The organism is Pantoea sp. GM01, from assembly GCF_000282675.1.
GTDB classification, from domain to species: domain Bacteria; phylum Pseudomonadota; class Gammaproteobacteria; order Enterobacterales; family Enterobacteriaceae; genus Pantoea; species Pantoea nemavictus.
The window spans coordinates 138980-155717 of sequence record NZ_AKIU01000005.1 but is presented as its reverse complement, the minus strand read 5'-3'; the positions used below and the strand labels follow the sequence as shown (position 1 = coordinate 155717).

Annotated in this window: 21 protein-coding genes; 12 read left to right on the top strand and 9 right to left on the bottom strand. The window is 45.9% G+C overall.

The features are described 5' to 3' along the window. Positions 1-232: 232 nt before the first annotated feature. On the bottom strand, positions 233-1096 hold the full coding sequence (locus tag PMI17_RS02410; RefSeq protein WP_007885699.1) for an SDR family oxidoreductase: 864 nt from the start codon (positions 1094-1096) through the stop codon (positions 233-235). A gap of 107 nt (positions 1097-1203) precedes the next feature. On the opposite strand from PMI17_RS02410, the gene PMI17_RS02405 reads away from it, so the two are divergent. Beyond that, positions 1204-2079, top strand: coding sequence for a LysR family transcriptional regulator (locus PMI17_RS02405; RefSeq protein WP_036619979.1), 876 nt, complete (start codon positions 1204-1206; stop codon positions 2077-2079). A gap of 353 nt (positions 2080-2432) precedes the next feature. Here PMI17_RS02405 and PMI17_RS02400 read toward each other — a convergent pair whose 3' ends face one another. Further along, positions 2433-2819 (bottom strand): nuclear transport factor 2 family protein, encoded by a 387-nt coding sequence (locus PMI17_RS02400; protein ID WP_036620018.1) that lies wholly within the window; start codon positions 2817-2819, stop codon positions 2433-2435. A 27-nt stretch (positions 2820-2846) separates the two neighbouring features. On the opposite strand from PMI17_RS02400, the gene PMI17_RS25835 reads away from it, so the two are divergent. Then, positions 2847-3689, top strand: a complete 843-nt coding sequence (locus PMI17_RS25835) for a helix-turn-helix domain-containing protein (RefSeq protein ID WP_007885696.1) — start codon at positions 2847-2849, stop codon at positions 3687-3689. A 115-nt stretch (positions 3690-3804) separates the two neighbouring features. On the opposite strand, the gene PMI17_RS02390 is transcribed toward PMI17_RS25835, so the two are convergent. Further along, positions 3805-4152, bottom strand: coding sequence for a gamma-glutamylcyclotransferase family protein (locus PMI17_RS02390; RefSeq protein WP_007885695.1), 348 nt, complete (start codon positions 4150-4152; stop codon positions 3805-3807). A 233-nt stretch (positions 4153-4385) separates the two neighbouring features. On the opposite strand from PMI17_RS02390, the gene PMI17_RS02385 reads away from it, so the two are divergent. Continuing rightward, entirely contained in the window at positions 4386-4667 is a 282-nt protein-coding gene (locus tag PMI17_RS02385; RefSeq protein WP_157178858.1) for a hypothetical protein, read from the top strand. A gap of 361 nt (positions 4668-5028) precedes the next feature. On the opposite strand, the gene PMI17_RS02380 is transcribed toward PMI17_RS02385, so the two are convergent. Beyond that, positions 5029-6036: a Swt1 family HEPN domain-containing protein gene (locus PMI17_RS02380; RefSeq protein WP_007885692.1), complete on the bottom strand. Its 1008-nt coding sequence runs from the start codon at positions 6034-6036 to the stop codon at positions 5029-5031. Positions 6037-6378: 342 nt separating this feature from the next. Here PMI17_RS02380 and PMI17_RS02375 point away from each other — a divergent pair, with 342 nt between their 5' ends. Next, the gene (locus PMI17_RS02375) at positions 6379-6798 is read left to right on the top strand and encodes a VOC family protein (protein WP_007885691.1); all 420 of its coding nucleotides are present in this window, start codon (positions 6379-6381) and stop codon (positions 6796-6798) included. 59 nt (positions 6799-6857) lie between these two features. Here the strand turns inward: PMI17_RS02375 and PMI17_RS02370 are convergent, their stop codons facing one another. Beyond that, positions 6858-7217, bottom strand: a complete 360-nt coding sequence (locus tag PMI17_RS02370) for a hypothetical protein (RefSeq protein WP_007885689.1) — start codon at positions 7215-7217, stop codon at positions 6858-6860. 89 nt (positions 7218-7306) lie between these two features. On the opposite strand from PMI17_RS02370, the gene PMI17_RS25775 reads away from it, so the two are divergent. Both PMI17_RS25775 and PMI17_RS02360 read left to right on the top strand, forming a co-directional pair. Continuing rightward, the gene (locus PMI17_RS25775; RefSeq protein WP_007885688.1) at positions 7307-7633 is read left to right on the top strand and encodes a TonB family protein; all 327 of its coding nucleotides are present in this window, start codon (positions 7307-7309) and stop codon (positions 7631-7633) included. A gap of 242 nt (positions 7634-7875) precedes the next feature. Further along, positions 7876-8610, top strand: coding sequence for a metallophosphoesterase (locus PMI17_RS02360; protein ID WP_007885687.1), 735 nt, complete (start codon positions 7876-7878; stop codon positions 8608-8610). Between the two features lie 110 nt (positions 8611-8720). Here the strand turns inward: PMI17_RS02360 and PMI17_RS02355 are convergent, their stop codons facing one another. Both PMI17_RS02355 and PMI17_RS02350 read right to left on the bottom strand, forming a co-directional pair. Further along, on the bottom strand, positions 8721-9251 hold the full coding sequence (locus tag PMI17_RS02355; protein WP_007885686.1) for a GNAT family N-acetyltransferase: 531 nt from the start codon (positions 9249-9251) through the stop codon (positions 8721-8723). A gap of 210 nt (positions 9252-9461) precedes the next feature. Beyond that, positions 9462-10139 (bottom strand): NADPH-dependent FMN reductase, encoded by a 678-nt coding sequence (locus tag PMI17_RS02350; RefSeq protein WP_007885685.1) that lies wholly within the window; start codon positions 10137-10139, stop codon positions 9462-9464. Between the two features lie 603 nt (positions 10140-10742). Here PMI17_RS02350 and PMI17_RS02345 point away from each other — a divergent pair. The 4 genes from PMI17_RS02345 (at position 10743) to PMI17_RS24640 (ending at position 13707) form a co-directional block, all read left to right on the top strand. Beyond that, positions 10743-11099 (top strand): hypothetical protein, encoded by a 357-nt coding sequence (locus PMI17_RS02345; protein WP_007885684.1) that lies wholly within the window; start codon positions 10743-10745, stop codon positions 11097-11099. Positions 11100-11572: 473 nt separating this feature from the next. Beyond that, positions 11573-11929 (top strand): DUF6404 family protein, encoded by a 357-nt coding sequence (locus PMI17_RS02340; RefSeq protein WP_007885683.1) that lies wholly within the window; start codon positions 11573-11575, stop codon positions 11927-11929. Between the two features lie 310 nt (positions 11930-12239). Continuing rightward, the gene (locus PMI17_RS02335; RefSeq protein ID WP_007885670.1) at positions 12240-12917 is read left to right on the top strand and encodes an HAD family hydrolase; all 678 of its coding nucleotides are present in this window, start codon (positions 12240-12242) and stop codon (positions 12915-12917) included. Between the two features lie 619 nt (positions 12918-13536). Next, complete coding sequence (locus tag PMI17_RS24640; protein ID WP_007885668.1) at positions 13537-13707, top strand: general stress protein; 171 nt, start codon at positions 13537-13539, stop codon at positions 13705-13707. Between the two features lie 297 nt (positions 13708-14004). Here PMI17_RS24640 and PMI17_RS02330 read toward each other — a convergent pair whose 3' ends face one another. Then, on the bottom strand, positions 14005-14304 hold the full coding sequence (locus tag PMI17_RS02330) for a hypothetical protein (protein ID WP_157178857.1): 300 nt from the start codon (positions 14302-14304) through the stop codon (positions 14005-14007). Between the two features lie 690 nt (positions 14305-14994). On the opposite strand from PMI17_RS02330, the gene PMI17_RS02325 reads away from it, so the two are divergent. Further along, complete coding sequence (locus tag PMI17_RS02325) at positions 14995-15399, top strand: hypothetical protein (protein WP_007885657.1); 405 nt, start codon at positions 14995-14997, stop codon at positions 15397-15399. Positions 15400-15444: 45 nt separating this feature from the next. Beyond that, the gene (locus tag PMI17_RS02320) at positions 15445-15909 is read left to right on the top strand and encodes a GNAT family N-acetyltransferase (protein WP_007885652.1); all 465 of its coding nucleotides are present in this window, start codon (positions 15445-15447) and stop codon (positions 15907-15909) included. 111 nt (positions 15910-16020) lie between these two features. Here PMI17_RS02320 and PMI17_RS02315 read toward each other — a convergent pair whose 3' ends face one another. Then, positions 16021-16686, bottom strand: coding sequence for an SOS response-associated peptidase family protein (locus PMI17_RS02315; protein ID WP_007885651.1), 666 nt, complete (start codon positions 16684-16686; stop codon positions 16021-16023). Between the last annotated feature and the right edge of the window lie 52 nt (positions 16687-16738).

Here is a 16738-nt window from a genome sequence, read left to right as displayed (position 1 = left end):
ATGGAAACTAGATAATCAGTACGTTATGTCCGCTTATGGCACAGAGCGGACCAGCAACAGGGCATGGTCCGCTGTAAGCTATAGTGTCTGGATGAATCAGGAAAAGGGAGAAGGTGAAAGCCAGTTATCTCTGATCATGTCTGGATCATATCTGGGGGCAGCGATAATAAGGAGTGCTGTTTTAAGCCCCCCCTTATGTTTATTCCGGTTCCCTGTTGAACTCAGAACCGTCTCACCCGGCAAGCGCCGAAGCCGTTTCACGGTAGGAGTGCAGGTCGCGGCCGAGCATCCTGACCAGGCGCTCACGGTCGCCATCCTGAGGGATCATGCCGTCGCTGACGTAGCGTTCGGCCATAATACGCATTTCGTACGCCATCCACCCGGGCATGAAACTCCCCATACTGGCTTCAAACCCGCTCGGGTCATCGCCACCATAAACAATGTGGCGGCCCAGGACCTCAGTCCAGATAGCAGCCACATCAGCGCCGGTAAGGGTGTCGGGACCAACGATATTGATTGTCTCAACAGGCAGCTTACCCGGGGCCTGATCCCGGCGAATCAGTTCAATCGCGGCTACTTCTGCGATGTCACGGGCATCGACCATGGCCACGCCTTTTGAACCAATTGGCATCGGGTAAACGCTATAGTTTCTGACCACGTCCGAAATCATCACTTCATTATCAATAAAGTAGGCAGGCCGCAGGATGGTGGCACTGAAGCCGAGGGTTTCAAGCATACGCTCAGCGCCGAACTTCACAGCAAAGTGTGGCACGTTTACGGCCTTATCGGCGTCGAACACTGACAGATACACAACGCGCTCGATGCCGGCTTCGCGGGCCACATTCAGCGTGATTATAGCTTGTGTAAACTCATCGCCGGTCACGGCGTTAAGCAGAAAAAGTGTGTCGACGCCGGTGAAAGCAGCACGTAAAGAATCAATATCGAGCAGGTCGCCCTTAACAACGTCCACGCCGTTGGCAAAGCTGGCTTTGTCAGGATCGCGGGTCAGGACACGGACGTCAGCGCCGCGCGTGGTGAGTTGCTCAACGACATGGCGGCCGACGCGGCCGGTGGCTCCGGTAACAAGGATGGTCATGTTCAGTTTCCTTCAGGTCTGGTTGGTGTAACTGAACTCTATTACGTTCCATTTTTTCTGAGAAGATGGTAAAAACAGGACAGACTGTCTCATTTATGGTACTGAGAATGCATCTTGATGATCTGAACGATTTTCTCTTAGTGGCAAGTCATGGCGGGCTGGGTAAAGCCAGCCGGATGTCCGGTCGTCCGAAGGCAACGCTGTCGCGACGCATCCTGGAACTGGAGGAGGCACTGGGCGTCAGGTTGTTAGAACGCGGTAGCCGGAATATTGAGCTGACCGGGGCAGCTCATTCGCTCCTCGCTCAGACGGCAGGCCCCCTGCAGGAAATAAAAGATGCAATGTCTGCTGCGCGCGATGCCCAGAGCTCTCCAAGTGGCCTGCTCAGGATCGCGGCACCGTTACTTTTTTCACAGCTCGCTCTGGGCCGGATTACTGCTGAATTCAGGCAACAATACCCGGCAATCCGGATTGAAGTGATATCAGAGGATCGCGTAAGTGATCTGATTGGTGAACATTTTGATGTCGCCATACGCGTTAACCCCCGGGATGATGATGGGCTGGTAGGCCGGTGTTTTGCCAGGGATCGGCTGATTCTGGCGGCAAATCCTGCGCTACGGCTTCCGGAACGCAGTAATGATGGCGCAGTGCCTGTTGACGCAGTTGTGATGCAGTCTTTCCGCGAGGGTGACGTGTGGAAAGTAAGTGACGGCAATACTCTTTATAAACCCCACCCCGTACTGAAGCTTTCGTCTTTATTGTCGGTTCGTGATGCGGTCCTGTACGGTGCCGGCGTTGCAATGCTTCCGCAGTCAATTATTACCGGGCATCTGGCGCGTAAAGAACTTGTTTCCTGGGGGATATCCGGAGCCGAAACGCAGTTATGGGTATTACATACTTCCCGCCGGCTGCAGAGCCCGAGGGTAAAATGTTTTGTTGAGTTCATCTGTAGTAAATATACGGCAGGCTGGTTTGTACCATAAAAACCAAGGGTTAAAATCTGATAACGCATTTTTACCCCGAAAGTGGGCCTTTAAGCCCACAGTGCATTCTCCTGTACCACATATGCTCTGGAAAGCCTGCGGTTCCTCAAAGAGTGGTGAGTAAGCAGTTTGCCCCCAGATACCTGTTATCTGCGATCGTGAAGGCAACAGTTGGGAGGATGACTGGCCCTGATATTTTCACCCGGGGCCGCCCCGACCGGCGGCATCTCCTCTGTAAGGAATAAGATACCCTCTTAACCTGCAAGCGGAGATCAGGATTAAAAAGGCCATTTTCGAGGGACAGGGAAAAGTGAAGGTCTGCTTTGAGCGAAAAGCGGACATTAAAATCTTTATTACTTGGCGCTACCTAAGTCACGGTCACTTTCCAGACCTTTAAGCATAAGTGTTGCTTCTTCGATACGAATAAATCGCCCTGAATCATCTGTTTCAGCAAACATGTAAACCTCCATATCTACTTTTTCACCATTGCGCTTATTTAACAGAACACGATGGCGGGTTGCATAGAGATTCCCATCACGTAGTTCGTCTTGCACTTCAATTTTACCGGAAGCAAGGATTTCCCGAAGTTTACTTGCATGGCGGGCAAAGCTATCTAAGCCCTCCCACTCGTTATCAGTGCGCTGCCGATAACCGGGACTAAAATGGCGATTGAGTATCACCTCCAGTGCCATATCCTGTTTGTTGATAATCTCATCCAGTACGGTAGTAATAGAAATCATTGTCATGGTCAGTCCTCAGTGAAAGTTATGAGTACTCTACAATCGACTCAATGGCTTCGGTACGGTATAAAAGACAACAAATACCTCAAGTACGCCAATATGACCGATTCATTGATTCCATTAGACCAGGCTCTTTCTTCAGATGGACCCACTTTGATTGTCGCGGCTCGCCAGTCTGATGCAATTAGGGAAACATCAAGGCACCACCACATTCGCGGACAGTTACTCGGCGCTGAACATGGGCTGCTTACGATCGATGCCGAAAATTATCGCTGGGTCGTACCGGCAACGCATGCCGTATGGATACCTCCAAATGTTCCGCATGGTCTTCTCTCGCACGGCCCCTATTCAGGATGGAGTGTTTATATATCTGCCGCGGCCTGTGGCGAATTACCTGATAAGCCTGCTGTCCTCTCAGTCACAAATCTGCTGCGTGAGGCGATAACTCGAGCAGCCTCATGGAAGAATGCAGAGCTTAATGCGCTTCAGAAACGTTTATGTGGCGTTATCCTCGATGAAATAGGAACTCTTCCTAAGGTTAATCTTGGGCTGCCAATGCCGCAGGATATTCGGCTCCTCAGAGTTGCGCAGGCGCTGTCAGATAACCCAGATGACGGTCGGAGACTGGAGGAATGGGCATACTGGGCGGGAGTGTCATCACGCACACTTACACGTCGATTCAGTGCTGAAACCGGTTTTAGCTTTAATGAATGGCGACAGCGCATACGATTACTCAAGGCTCTTGAACTCTTGGCTACGGGTAAGCAAGTGACGACAGTTGCACTGGAGCTTGGGTATGACAATGTGAGTGCCTTTATTGCGTTGTTTCGCAGAGTGTTTGGCACCACACCTGCGCGTTTTAAAGTTTAAATATCTAAGCCAGTGGTTAATGTCCGCTTCTGGCACAAAGCGGACTGACTTGGACGCAAGGTCCGCTATGAGCGAAGAGAGGACCTTAAACGTATGAGTTTAAGTAGTTAGCCCGCTATTTAACGGGCTTAAAGCCATTATTTTTTAACATGTATATGCAGGAACTGACGGTTTCCCCATCATCCGTAGTAACTATGACGGGCACGCGCTCATATTGACTACCTTCAAATTCGTCAAGTACATCCCAGTGACGCTGCAAATTCTCTGACGTAAAGAGAAATCCTTGCACGCAATTGCCTGAGTTATCCAAAATAATACCGGGATAGCCCATTTCGGCTCCCCATCCCTCATTGATAAGATAGCCTGCGACATGCCCTTCGCGCCATGCACCACCTATCTTTTCGAGAATATACGCGTTGGGACGGCCTGGTCCCAGCGTTCCGTAAACAAACAGACTTTCCATGCATCCTCCTGTTAAAAGCAATAATAAGAATATCTCACTATCAACTTTTTCTTCCAGAGTAGATGCGAGGCAACTTCATCAACGTCAGATAATGGTACAAAGCGCATTGACGTCAGACTTATGTCCGTTTAGGGCGAAAGGCGAACATAACGTAAGTTTATATTCATATAGCTATTAGTTAATTTATACGTTAATTACTAACTTGGATGTATGCGAATTCTAAGAATGTGAAGATGAAGAAAGAACCCAAGTATCTATTCGCAAAAGTGCGGCAACCTTGTGATTATCGTCCAAACGTAACGGCTATCGTGCTCTTTGGGTTAAAGATCATGGGGGATGACGAACCGGTTTATCTTGAGATCCGCTTCATCGATTACGACAGATTGCAGGTTGAAGGTGACCATATGATGTTTTCTCTGGAAGAGGCCCTTAAGTTTGCTCTTATTGATTATGGTATTGAGGCGTTGGATTGGCGCGAGATGAGCCAGCAGGAAATAAATCGGATTGACTGGTAGCCAGGAAGTGTTTATTTAAAACCTTTTACCTATCTTGTCACCCTCGGCTGAGAGGCTGGAGCAAGGTGAATGTAGACACCTGTACAGAGGCGTGCAATGTCATTTATGGCACGAAACTGACTCACGTCAGTCTAATGTCCGCTATGAGCGAGAAGCGGAAGTTGGCAATTTTGATCAGCGGCGAAGTGTGCATCAATAGCACAACCGTGCATTAATAAAAGGAGAGCACGTCACCCCGACAAGATATCGAGGCGTTTTTAGCATTCCATAAATAGATTTAGCGTCGGAAGCAACAAAAAGATAGTTGCCATTGTATCTTCTCAGGCAAACGTGGGATTAAATATCCCACTAATGATTTATTTTAATTTTTCGTGATGTTAAAAAAATCGCATGGCATATCTGGACCAAGATATGTTAAAGGGTTGTCAGGGCCTAACACATGCTCAGGCCAATCTTCAGATATTTTTTGTACTTTACCTCTGGCATCATCTGTCGAGTGGCATAATGTTAATGAGTTTACAGCTATTTCAATCATTCTATCTATTATGCTGCATACCTCATCAGTGCCGATCACTGCAGGAATAGTCACCCGGATTTCTTTTGATAATGAATCCATGCAAACGTGAATCAATTTATCTTTAAATTCATCTAATTCCTTCAGTGCCTTAGGGTAATTAAAAAACCAGTTGTCTCTTAAATTTATAATAACGTCATAGATATGGCCTGGTGTATCCGCTATTTCAGCTGACTTTTCAGACCAGCGTCGCCTAGATGAGTTAACTGATAAAATGTATTTAAGTCCTCGTGGAGCAGTGCCAAGCCTAGCCCACTGGTTATCACTAATCTCTTTATAAGCGAATGGGTCAAGATGAACATATTTATTTGCTACAGCATCTCTCTCTGGTGGTAATATTGGATGAATATCGTTGTAGTCCGTGCAAAAACGCCAGAACCCTTTATCAATATCTTTCATTAACTGCAACAGTCTATCAACATCGTCTCTATGACCATTCCTGAAATGAGCGACTCTGTTCCTGATGTGAATAATTTCATCAATCTTTATCTTCCAAATATTTTGAGGAGGAAGATATTCAGAAAAGAGATCCCAGTCTTTATCAATTAATTTGAGCAAGTCAGGGAATGTGATGAAGCTTAGTGGATTGTTGTTAGTGGTCGGAATATGCGTGAATGCTTTATCTGTTTCATAAGTGTTTTTTATTTTGTTAAGGTTAAACCAGTTTCGGCCTTTCTTAGACTTTAATTCAACATATACCATTTCTCTTAGCCACTTTTCAAATTGCCAGAGGCGAGCATATAAAACGATAGAGCGTTCATCCCTGTCCGAAATTTTTTCTAACTCTGAAAGCATAATGTTAACTCCATTCTGATAACTAGTGCCTGTAGCATTCCCGACTTAGCGATAAAATTTAACCGTAAAAAGTATTGTGGGAGAGTTCGTAGCAGCGTTATTAATAACCTTTTCTGGCTACGTGTTCAACATGACCAGATCCCTGTTGGCTAAAGCAAACCGCTTAGTAACTTCCGCTTCTGGCAAGAAGCGGACGCGGAAGTAAGCTCCGTTATGAGTGAAAAGCGGACGTCAAAATGATAACGGCAGGCAAACTCTGCCAAATTAACATAACTGCCCGGTCAACTCCCCCCGCACAAGCCAGCCGGTGTATGCTACCTCAGTCAAAAAAGGATGAAAAAAATGGATGACACGAACGAACCCTACTGGAACCGCATGGTTCCCGAGCTGACCGTAACAGATCTTCACGCTTCCCTGAGCTTCTATACTGATGTGCTTGGCTTTAGCGTCATGATCAGGCGCATAGAGCCGGAGTTTGCCTATATCAACCTTGGTGAAGCGCAAATGATGCTTGAGCAGTATCATTCAGGAGGATGGAATACGGCAGAACTCACCACACCGCTGGGACGCGGCGTAAATTTCCAGATAGAAGTGGACGACATTGAACAGATATTCGCCCGTGTAAATGCGCATAGCGTAATGCTATATCGGGGGCTCAGCGATAACCATTACAACACTGGCGAAACAACCGCCTGCCAGAGAGAATTTCTAGTGCAGGATCCGGATGGATACCTTCTGCGTTTCAGCCAGTACATTGAGTAGAGTTTCCGCTCTTTCTCACGAGACCCTGCCGGTCAATTGTATTTACCATTCCAGAACTGCTATGAATCGGGATAAGTCAGCTCCGCAAGCCTGCTGAGCGTAGAGCGGGGATCTGCCGAGCAATATTCCATGACGCCTAACCAGACAATTTTTCGTTTGTGGAAACCCTCATAGTAAAACTGATAACGAAGTCCCGGAGCGCAGACGAGAAGTACAGGATCGCGCGATATCAAAACCTCAATATCGGACTCGGTATCGTCAGCAATAACCCTGCAGTCTATGTCGAGCCTATCCAACTCCCGCTGAAGCGACTTGATATACTTTTCAGTTAGCGCGTAAGGGAAATATCCTCTTTGCAGCGGCGATCGTCCCAGCGTGGGGCTGGGGCTGTGAACAACGTAGATAGTTTTTCCTGTCATAACTCTCCCTTTTTAATACTGTATTGAACGTCGCCAAAGGAGTGAAATGTAAGTATAATGATAATCGTTATCAACAAAAGGAGATTGTTATGAATCGGTGTATGCTCATTCTGGCCGTTCTTACAGTAAGTGCATGTTCTACTTCTTCACTTAGTAAAACTGAACAACCAAAACCCCTTCATCAAGACCGACCCGCCTACCCATATTATGCTTTGAAGAACCGGATAGAGGGTATGGTTAAGTTTAACTTTGACGTTGATGCAGAAGGCAGGGTTAGCCAGATGAGAATTATAGAGTCCACGCCAGATCACTTGTTCGATAATGCTGTAATAACAGCCGTATCAAAATGGCGTTTTGAAAAGGGGAAACCAGCTAATAATCTGCCGATGACTGTAAAATTAAAAATGCAAAAATAGATTTATTTTAATACTGTATATCTGGATGTTGATGACCGCAATATTGGAAGTTCTTGTTATTGAATGCCGGTTTTCTAATCATTTAAATAAAATATAGTTGTGCCCGCTCCTGGCACTAGACATACATCCCCGGAGCGGTAAATTGCTCTTATTCTCTAATATCTGTTGAAATTGTAAACCTCTGCTTTGGGTTGCAGGTCGCAGCGACTGGCATATACGTAATACAGTACAGGAACGTCAGCATGAAACTGGCAGTAATATCAGACATCCATGGGAACCTTCCGGCGCTAAACGCCGTTCTGGCAGACATACAGGCTCAGAGTGTCGATCTCATCCTGAACTTAGGCGATATCGTTTCAGGAGGGCTATTTCCGGCAGAAACTGCGGACAGGCTCATGCCTCTCGATATTCCGACTATCAGAGGAAATCACGAACGGCAACTGCTTGAGCAGGATGTTGCAAGCATGAGCCTGTCCGACAGGCATGCATTTGAGCGCCTTCGCGCACCACACTGGCACTGGCTTAAAAACCTGCCGGCAGAGCTGACCATTAATGATGACGTCTTAATGGTGCACGGAGTACCAGGGGACGACCGCATTTATCTTCTCGAAGAAGTTACTGCTACAGGTGTGCGACCGTCGTCTGAAGCGCGTGTTTTATCGCTCGTGGCTGACAGAAGCGCATCATTGATCCTTTGCGGGCACACGCATATTCCCCGGCAGTTGCGCCTGGCTGACGGTCGCCTTATCGTTAACCCCGGCAGCGTGGGGCTTCAGGCATATGATGATGATAAGCCCCGCTCACATGTGATGGAAAGTGGTTCGCCCCATGCGCGTTATGCAATCGTGGAACGTCAAAATGGAGAATGGAATGCGGAGTTTAAAGCAATTGATTATGACTGGGAGTCGGCCGCCTCAGTTGCGTTCGAAAATAATCGGCCCGACTGGGTAAATGCTCTCAGGACAGGTCGAATGTAGAACCTGCGCAGCATTTTCACTGCCATTAAATTCGTCGCTTTATCTACTCAACACCCGGCAGAAAGCCCCCTAAAGTAACAGCGTCCGGTCTGCTTTAAGCAATGATCGGACTACGTGAATTCTTCTCTCAACAACCCAAAAATCCAGTCATCTTGCCAGCGCCCATGCAGGAAATAATTTTTTCTTAGCGTACCCTCCTGTTTAAATCCGCCCTTTAATAATGTCCTGCGTGAGGCCTCATTCCCTGATGTAACTGTGGCTGTTAACTTTCGATAATTGTGGGTATTGAATGCGAAACGAGTGATATCTATCAGAGATTCATAGCCAAACCCCTGCCCCTGAAATTCTGCGCAGAGGATGAAACCCACTTCTGCGATGTCCTCGCTACGCTCGATGAAGCCAGTTACACCAAGAGGTACACCGGTACTCTTTTGACTTATAACAAGGCATAGCCAGTGTTCGCTTCCCTTATGCCAGGTTTGCAAACGTTTCTCGAAAGACTGAATCCTGATTTCATCATCAGTGCGAGGATCGCTAATAAAATGCATTACATGGCGGTTCTGATTTAAGGCCTTAAAGAACTCCCAATCGCTGCGTTCCAGGCTGCGATAATCAAGCCTGACAGAAGATATGTCATGCATAACGATTTCCTTTCCCAGCGTTAATTCCCGTTAAGGCGAGTGGCCTCCTGGGGCTTAATTAATTGATGAATATAAACACGATGATCCACGTGCAACATCCGCATCTGGCACAGGCCAGTCCTTATCGTGGACGGAAAAGGCAGCTAAGAGCAGATAATTGCAGTGCGTGCGCAATCACTGTCAGTATGAGAATAAATGACTCTCCTTATTTTAAACATTAGGTATTCCCATGGTGTTTGTGATTACCAAATCGATGTTTCTCCATAGTTCATTAATTCTTGCGCATATGTCTGCATTTTCAATCAGAGCAAATTCTGTCGCATCAGGAAGTGTGTAAGGCGCATCAAGCGTTGCTCTGGGGCAGCACTCTTCGGTCAGCGCTGCGCCCATAACGTTTAACGTCTCTGAAAGCTGAAAGTGTGCAAGATTGGACCGGACAGACAGGTTAGGCAATGACAGCGGCTTATCCAGTAACTCCCCGCTGCTTACAATCCAGTCAAGCGCATTTTTTATGACGCCGGTGACACCATGGGCATATTCCGGGCTGGCTAATAACACCAGATCTGCGCGGGAAAGCGCGCGTCTCCAGTGGGCAACCGCAGGCCCCGGATTAGGTTCATCATCAACATTAAAAAGCGGGATATTGTCCAGGGAGTTGTATATCTCAAATGTGATTCCCACAGGACAAAGTAAAGACATAGCCCGTAAAAAGACGGTGTTCAGCGAAGCAGCCCGAAGACTGCCGGATACGCCCAGTACATGTTTTACCCTAATCATCCTAATGCGTCCTGAATTTTTATATTGTCTGACCCGGCCAGTTTGATGACCGGGGGTTTTCTGTCTCTTCCAGAGACTAAGCTCTGAGCTGATAATATGAAACCATGACATGTTCACGGAAACCCTCTGAACAGGATGGATTAATGCCAGTGGTAATTATGCGACTTCCAGCATGCTACCCATAACTGGTAGACATTTCATATCCATTATTATCAGTTAGATTACTTAAGACGGCCCCCTTATGTCATCTGTTTCACCCCGTAACAATTCCATCTTTTTAAATTCCGTTTCTGACACAGAGTTGACTGAAAGTCAGGCTAATGTCCGTTGGAGGCTTTTAGTTAAAGGGGATAATAATCAGCACAGTTTTGTCATCAAATGGAGCAATATATCAGAGCGCCCAGGCTTCCTTTGTTAACTGGTAATTATCCGGGTTGATGAAGTCAAATATTTATGGTTAGGATATGAAATTATTGCTTTCACTATTTTTAGAGGGACCTAAAAAATAGTCATCAGTCTTTTTTTACGGCACCTCTTATGTTTATCATTCAGGCAGCCAGGAAAGAGCTTACAATTAGATATTTTATTATGAGATTTTTTGTCAGGAAACCTACGAATAATAGCAGGTTGCGATTTTAATTACAGGTTAGTAGTATATTCACGCTTTCTAATTATTAATATACGTATTATTTGAGTTAAAATTTAAGGAAAAAAATGACGTCGGGTTATTATTATGTTTGTAATAATTCATTCCTGGGGATGGTAGTCCATCAAAAAGGTTGCAAAAATCTCCGGGAAAATGAAAAAACATTTCTTGGGACGTTTTACGGTTATTCCCAGGCTTTGGCCATAGCCAAACAGCGTTACCCTGAAGTTGACCAGTGCCAGGAGTGTCTGGAATTGAAGGATAATACCCGTGAATCACCAGCAGAGGAGAACTCGGAGAAATTTTTTAGTTCCAGTAAGAGGCCTGAAGCCAGCCCCGCTAGAGTGCATGTTTCTGAATTAAAGTCTAAAAGTACAGGTCATATTAAACGCGTCCCGAGAAAGCACTCATCGCCTGTTTTCTGATTCAGAAAAACATGCCATCCTCCGTGTAAATATCAGAGAGCATGGCTTCATCTCGTTTCAGAAAAAGTACCATATATTGGTAGAGATAAGTGCCTGCCCGAGGCGAAGTATCTACGCCATGTTACAGGATTTAAACTTCAATCCATCTGAACATCACACTTTTATTCAGAGATGAAATGATATCATCCAGGGATGATGTAACGATTATTAGCTAATTATTTAAACGCATTCCGCCCGCAATGCGGTATTCACTCTGAGCTGCGTGGCGCAGTACGACGCAAGCCTGAGTCTGCTGTAACTGATGAGCCGCTGTGGTTTTATCAGCCTGCAGCGGGTCATACAAACCAGATCGGAGCTGAGGCTGTTAATTATTCTTGTTCAGGCAAAAGGCTGACTAAGCAAAGGGTTGCCTCATTGGTGTCAATCCTTATGCTTAGAACTTCTGCTATAGGGTTAATAGGGAGGTTTATTGAATGAAAGATGCAGAGTTTAAGCGAAAAACGGAGAAAGCCTTTGCGCTGTTAAGGGAAAGGGGTTTGCGTAAAAAAAATCATATACCTTTAACTTACCGGCTGCTGTGGTCGGTGGGCGTAAAGAAACGTCCCGCACTCTTTGACAGCTTCGGCCGTAATGCGTGCTTTCTCGGGGTTTATTTTGCATTGATGTATGGAGGTATTATGTGGTTTGTTAGCTGGCGCCCACAGGGAATGAACCCAATTACCAGCCTGATATCTTCGCTGTTAGCTGGCCTGTTCTATGGACTTTGCATGGCGGCTTTATTCAGATCGCGTCGTAAATCACAGGACCTCCCGGACTGGGAAAAGTTGTAATTATCCGCGCTGAACCTGCAATAAAAGGCCTGGCGCTCTGCGGCTAGGCGGTTTCTGATGGTCAACGCACCTCACTGCCGCCGATACTGAGAGAGCCCAGCTTTTATATAACTGCACTGGAAATAAATTAAAAACGCGTGTCGTTAACTCAGTGCTGGACGGAGGCTGCTGAAACGTGTTTTCGGCTACCTTTTCCGTTATTCGCGTTTCTAATTGCGAATAAATTAGTATAAGTAGCCGAATATCAGGCATATGTTAATAATCCTATTTAAGCCACTGACTAATATTTTTGTCATGATGGAACGAGTTGATGAATAAAGCAGATGCAGGGATTGTAATATTTGATATTGATGGCACGCTGACCGACAGCGTTGCGCAACATCAGCGTGCATTCGAAATCGCCCTACGCACCTTTTCTTTCCCAAACCTCAGAACAAACTGGGGCGACTATACACACCATACAGATAGCGGTATTTTCGAAGAAGCCTGGGAAGAGGCGAATTATGAAGGTCACCCTGATTTATCCGAGCTGGAGTACCAGTATCACTGCGCGCTTGAGCATGAAATTGAATCGAGACCTTTCACTGAAATCTCCGGTGCCGCTTTTTTCCTGCAGTGGTTAAATGATCATTCATGGAGCGTTGTTTTCGCCACTGGCAGCCTGCGGTTTGGTGCCGTAAAAAAACTTGCGGCAGTAGGCGTGGACGCTGAAGAGGTTGTTTTGGTTACCGCATCAGAGTTCAGGACTCGCGAAGAGATCGTGCGGGAAGCTATTCATCAGGGCAGTAAAAAATTAACAGCTGCACATAAGCATTCGTTGGTTTCAATAGGCGATGGATTATGGGACTTAAAAACTGCATGCAATCTCAACCTGCCATTTATAGGCATTGGTCGCGGCGTTAAGGCTAAAGTGCTGACGGATTCAGGTGCTCCCGTGTTTGAAGATTTTATCCACCTGATGAACAATGGAATTGGCTTATTCAGATAGAAGAAAGTCCTGTACGCGTGACAAGGCCAGCTATGAACGAAAATTGGAAGCTGGCGAATTAATACCAATAATTTTTCGGCCTGCTTTTTACGAGCTTTTCACTAATTAGTGAAGTTGCATAAAGACATTCAATAGGATATAAGTCAGCATACAACGCCGGGTGGAACACGCTGAAATCCAAAATCATGCGCACCCCGTTATTTTGGCGGCCAACAGCAGTCTTCGGATTGTTGTTGGTTTCTGAATGCCTCTGCTTTATTTTATTCTTAAATCCAAAATAGAATATGATTATCTATTGCTACGCTTATGTAAGCCATAGGTTGTAACCTTTTAAATTAGATAAGGAGTAAGGAACTTAGTTAAGATGCTAATGTCACAAATGATACAGGTTTTCCCACCTGTAACGTTTTTCACCCGCCTCTGCGGGTTTTTTTTGCCTGAAACTCAGCGACGACGCTTTATCCAAGCCTGGATTTTCGCTACTTGAAGTAAGGTCTGCCTTGGCGCTCCGGTTATTGCCCGATGTTTGATGCATTACAGCTAAATGTTCACCGCTTCGCTACAAAAATAGAAAATGACGTCTAAGGTTTATTGTAACTTAACCCAAACCGGAGGCTACATGAGTGAAAGACGTGGTGGTGCCGGCAACTTTGCCGAAAACGTTGAGCGGGCCAGAGAAGCCGGACGTAAGGGCGGTCAGGCCAGCGGTGGTAACTTTCGCAATGATCCTGAACGTGCTGTTGAAGCCGGTCGTAAAGGCGGAAAGATAAGCCGAAGAACTAAGCACTAAGGTGAGCAAGTGATTTAACGTTACCTAAGGGGAGGATTCGTCAGTGTTTACGCTGCGTTTTTTTCATGCCCTTAAGGGATATGTATGAATACTGAAGTCACAAATTTTATGTATTCAGCGTTAACGATGAAGATGGATAAAGCTTACTTCATCGGGCCGATTGCCCCATGTTGCCTGACCTGAATCATCGGATTTTCCTGGGATCCTTTTGCACTTCGTCGCATACCAGGCAGTATTTTCGTGTCCATAACTCTTGACGCGCGGCATTCTGTCTTTTTTGTCCGAAAAATACCTGAGCTATTTCTTGTCTATCAACTCTTTGGTCTGATCACACGGCGCATTTTCATCTAACCACTCCATACCCATTTCGGTCATTTTTACGCTGTAATATCGCCCTGGCGTGACAGGTTCAGATTCGAATGCTACTAAGCCGGATCGCTCCAGTGGGATCAGACTAAGGGCAGTGCTGTCATCTCTCTGTTTAGTAACAGGATTATATTTGATCTGGCAACCATGGCTTCTGTCACCTCTTAACAGAAACTTAGTGCCATCGCGCATCGCAAGAAGAATTGATAAAGATGTTGCTGAAAAAGGCATTGATACCCCGCTGAATTACATGTTTACGTAATTAAGCATAGCAGGGTACAAGCTACCTCCTGTTATGGCACTTTTGACAAAGTGATTACATTCTGAGGTCCGAGCGCGTTTCTGTGTCTATAATAATTGCAGGTCCGACAATAAAAGTCCGTATAAATTGTCAGCGCAATTCACTCTCTGAGGTGGCTATGGACAAACCATTTTATTGTTATTTAGTTCAAAGCAAAAACGGTGAGATGACTTTACATATAAAAGACTGTTTGCACCGGAATGACGGCATTCGCCGGATTTTTCTGGGTTCAATTTATACTCAATTTCAGGCAATGAATCTGGCCAAAAAGCACAGTTCCGATATATCACTGTGTCAATATTGCATGGGAGAACAGCAAAGTTAAAGGTGAACTTGCCGAACCTGTAGATGAATGAATACCGCAATTTATGCGGTTAGCTTATCTCAATAAACTGGCAGCTATTATCTAATAATTCAATGATACTTTTTTATAATGGGCTGGAACGTTAATGTCCGCTTTTGGCACCAGGCTGACTGTGCTCAAGAGCCGATGTAGGCGGAAAGAGATGCCTTGCGTCTGCTGTAGTGAATATGTCATTTTAGCGTTTGAAGGATGTCTGAGAAACGTCAATGGTTACTCGTAAATAAAGTCAAAGAGAGCGTGATAAGAAGGATATGCTATGCCGGGTGTAACTCTGACCCTTTCCGGGTCAAAAAATGAAAGGTTAACCAAAGAGTGTGTGCTTTTAGCAACGCAAATTACATGCGATATATTGAAGAAAAACAGCTTCGAAACCATGGTTATCGTGAAGTACATCGATAGGGAAGACTGGTTTATTGATGGTAAAAATTTGGTGGAGTGGGGGAAAAATTCTTTCAGGCTTGAAGTGACTGTCGTTGATGAAACCTGTAGCAAAGATCAAAAGGCGGCATATCAAAAGGCAATTTATACTGCCATGGATCAGGTGATTGAAAATTTACACCCTCAGTCAAATGTGCATGTCATTGATTGTAAGGCTGCATCATACGGATATACCGGTATAACGCAAGAGTACAGATATCAGCATAAAGATGAGTTTTACTGAATCAGTGCCATAACATGACCGTTTCGCATCTGGAGGGTAAGTAAAGTGAGTATTTCTGAATGGAATGAATGGCAGCAAAATAATTACCTGGTCAGTACCGATAGTAAAAAGCTAGATTTACAGGCTATTCATCATTACCTGACGAGATCAAGCTGGGCTAAAGGTATTTCACCAGACACTGTTGCGTTATCAATACGAAATAGCCTTAGCTTTGGAGTGTATCATTCTGATGTTCAGATAGGCTTTGCTCGTCTTATAACAGATTATGCTACCTTTGCTTATCTCAGTGATGTCTATATTCTGGAAGATTATCAGGGCAAGGGGCTGGGCAGATGGGTGATGGAATGCATACATCAACATCCCATCTTTGAACAGCTTCGTAGAGTCATGTTGGTAACCACAACCGCACCCTGGCTTTATGAGAAATTAGGGTATGAGCCAGTAAACCAAAAAAACTTTGCGTGGACAATTGCACGTCCAGATATTTATAGCCAGGTAAAAGCTGATTGAGCAACTTTCACCTTAAGCTCCCCGTAGTGTTTTACTTACCTCTGTGTAAGGTCCGCTTCTGGCACGAAGCGGACGCGGTTGAAAGGTTCGCTATGAGTGAAAACTGCTGAGCTATATCTTTTCAATCAGCTCTTCGCCCTGATGACGTGGCATATTCACCTTCGTCGATACGGGGTGCCATTTGAATGTGCTCTCCGGTAAGGCTGCATCATGCGCGATTTCTTCTGCGCGTTCGGGTGTGGTATCACCACTTAGCCACTCCCTCACTGCTGACGCCTTCAGCACCAGCGGCCTGCGGTCATGAATGTCCACCATGCCCTTGTTACTGGCTGAGGTGACGATCAGAAAACCTTCATGCCCGTGCGGATCGTTATAGGGCGCTTTGCCGATGGCGGCAAAAAACAGCGGCTCATGCGTTTTGTGATAGATGAAATAGGGCTGTTTCCTTTCTTCTTCCTTCACCCACTCAAACCATCCATCGGCAAACACCACGGCGCGGCCGTGGTTCCATAGCGGTTTAAACATACGGCTCGATGCGGCGGTTTCTCCGCGCGCATTGATGAGCGGCTGCTTGTCCCACCATTCGGGTCCGTAACCCCAGTACACCGGATCTATTTTCAGTTCCTCGTCGCGCTCGCTCAGCAATAGCACGTTGGTTCCGGGCGCTACGTTATAACGGCCGATGGGTTCTGGATCGTGCACGTAATTGCTGTCGGCTACGCCAAGGGCGTCAAGGTAAACGTCCCGGCTCTGATACTGCGCAAACCTTCCGCACATAATTTTTCCCCTCCCTTTCTGCACGATATCTGTTAAGGCGCGCTGTGCCTGA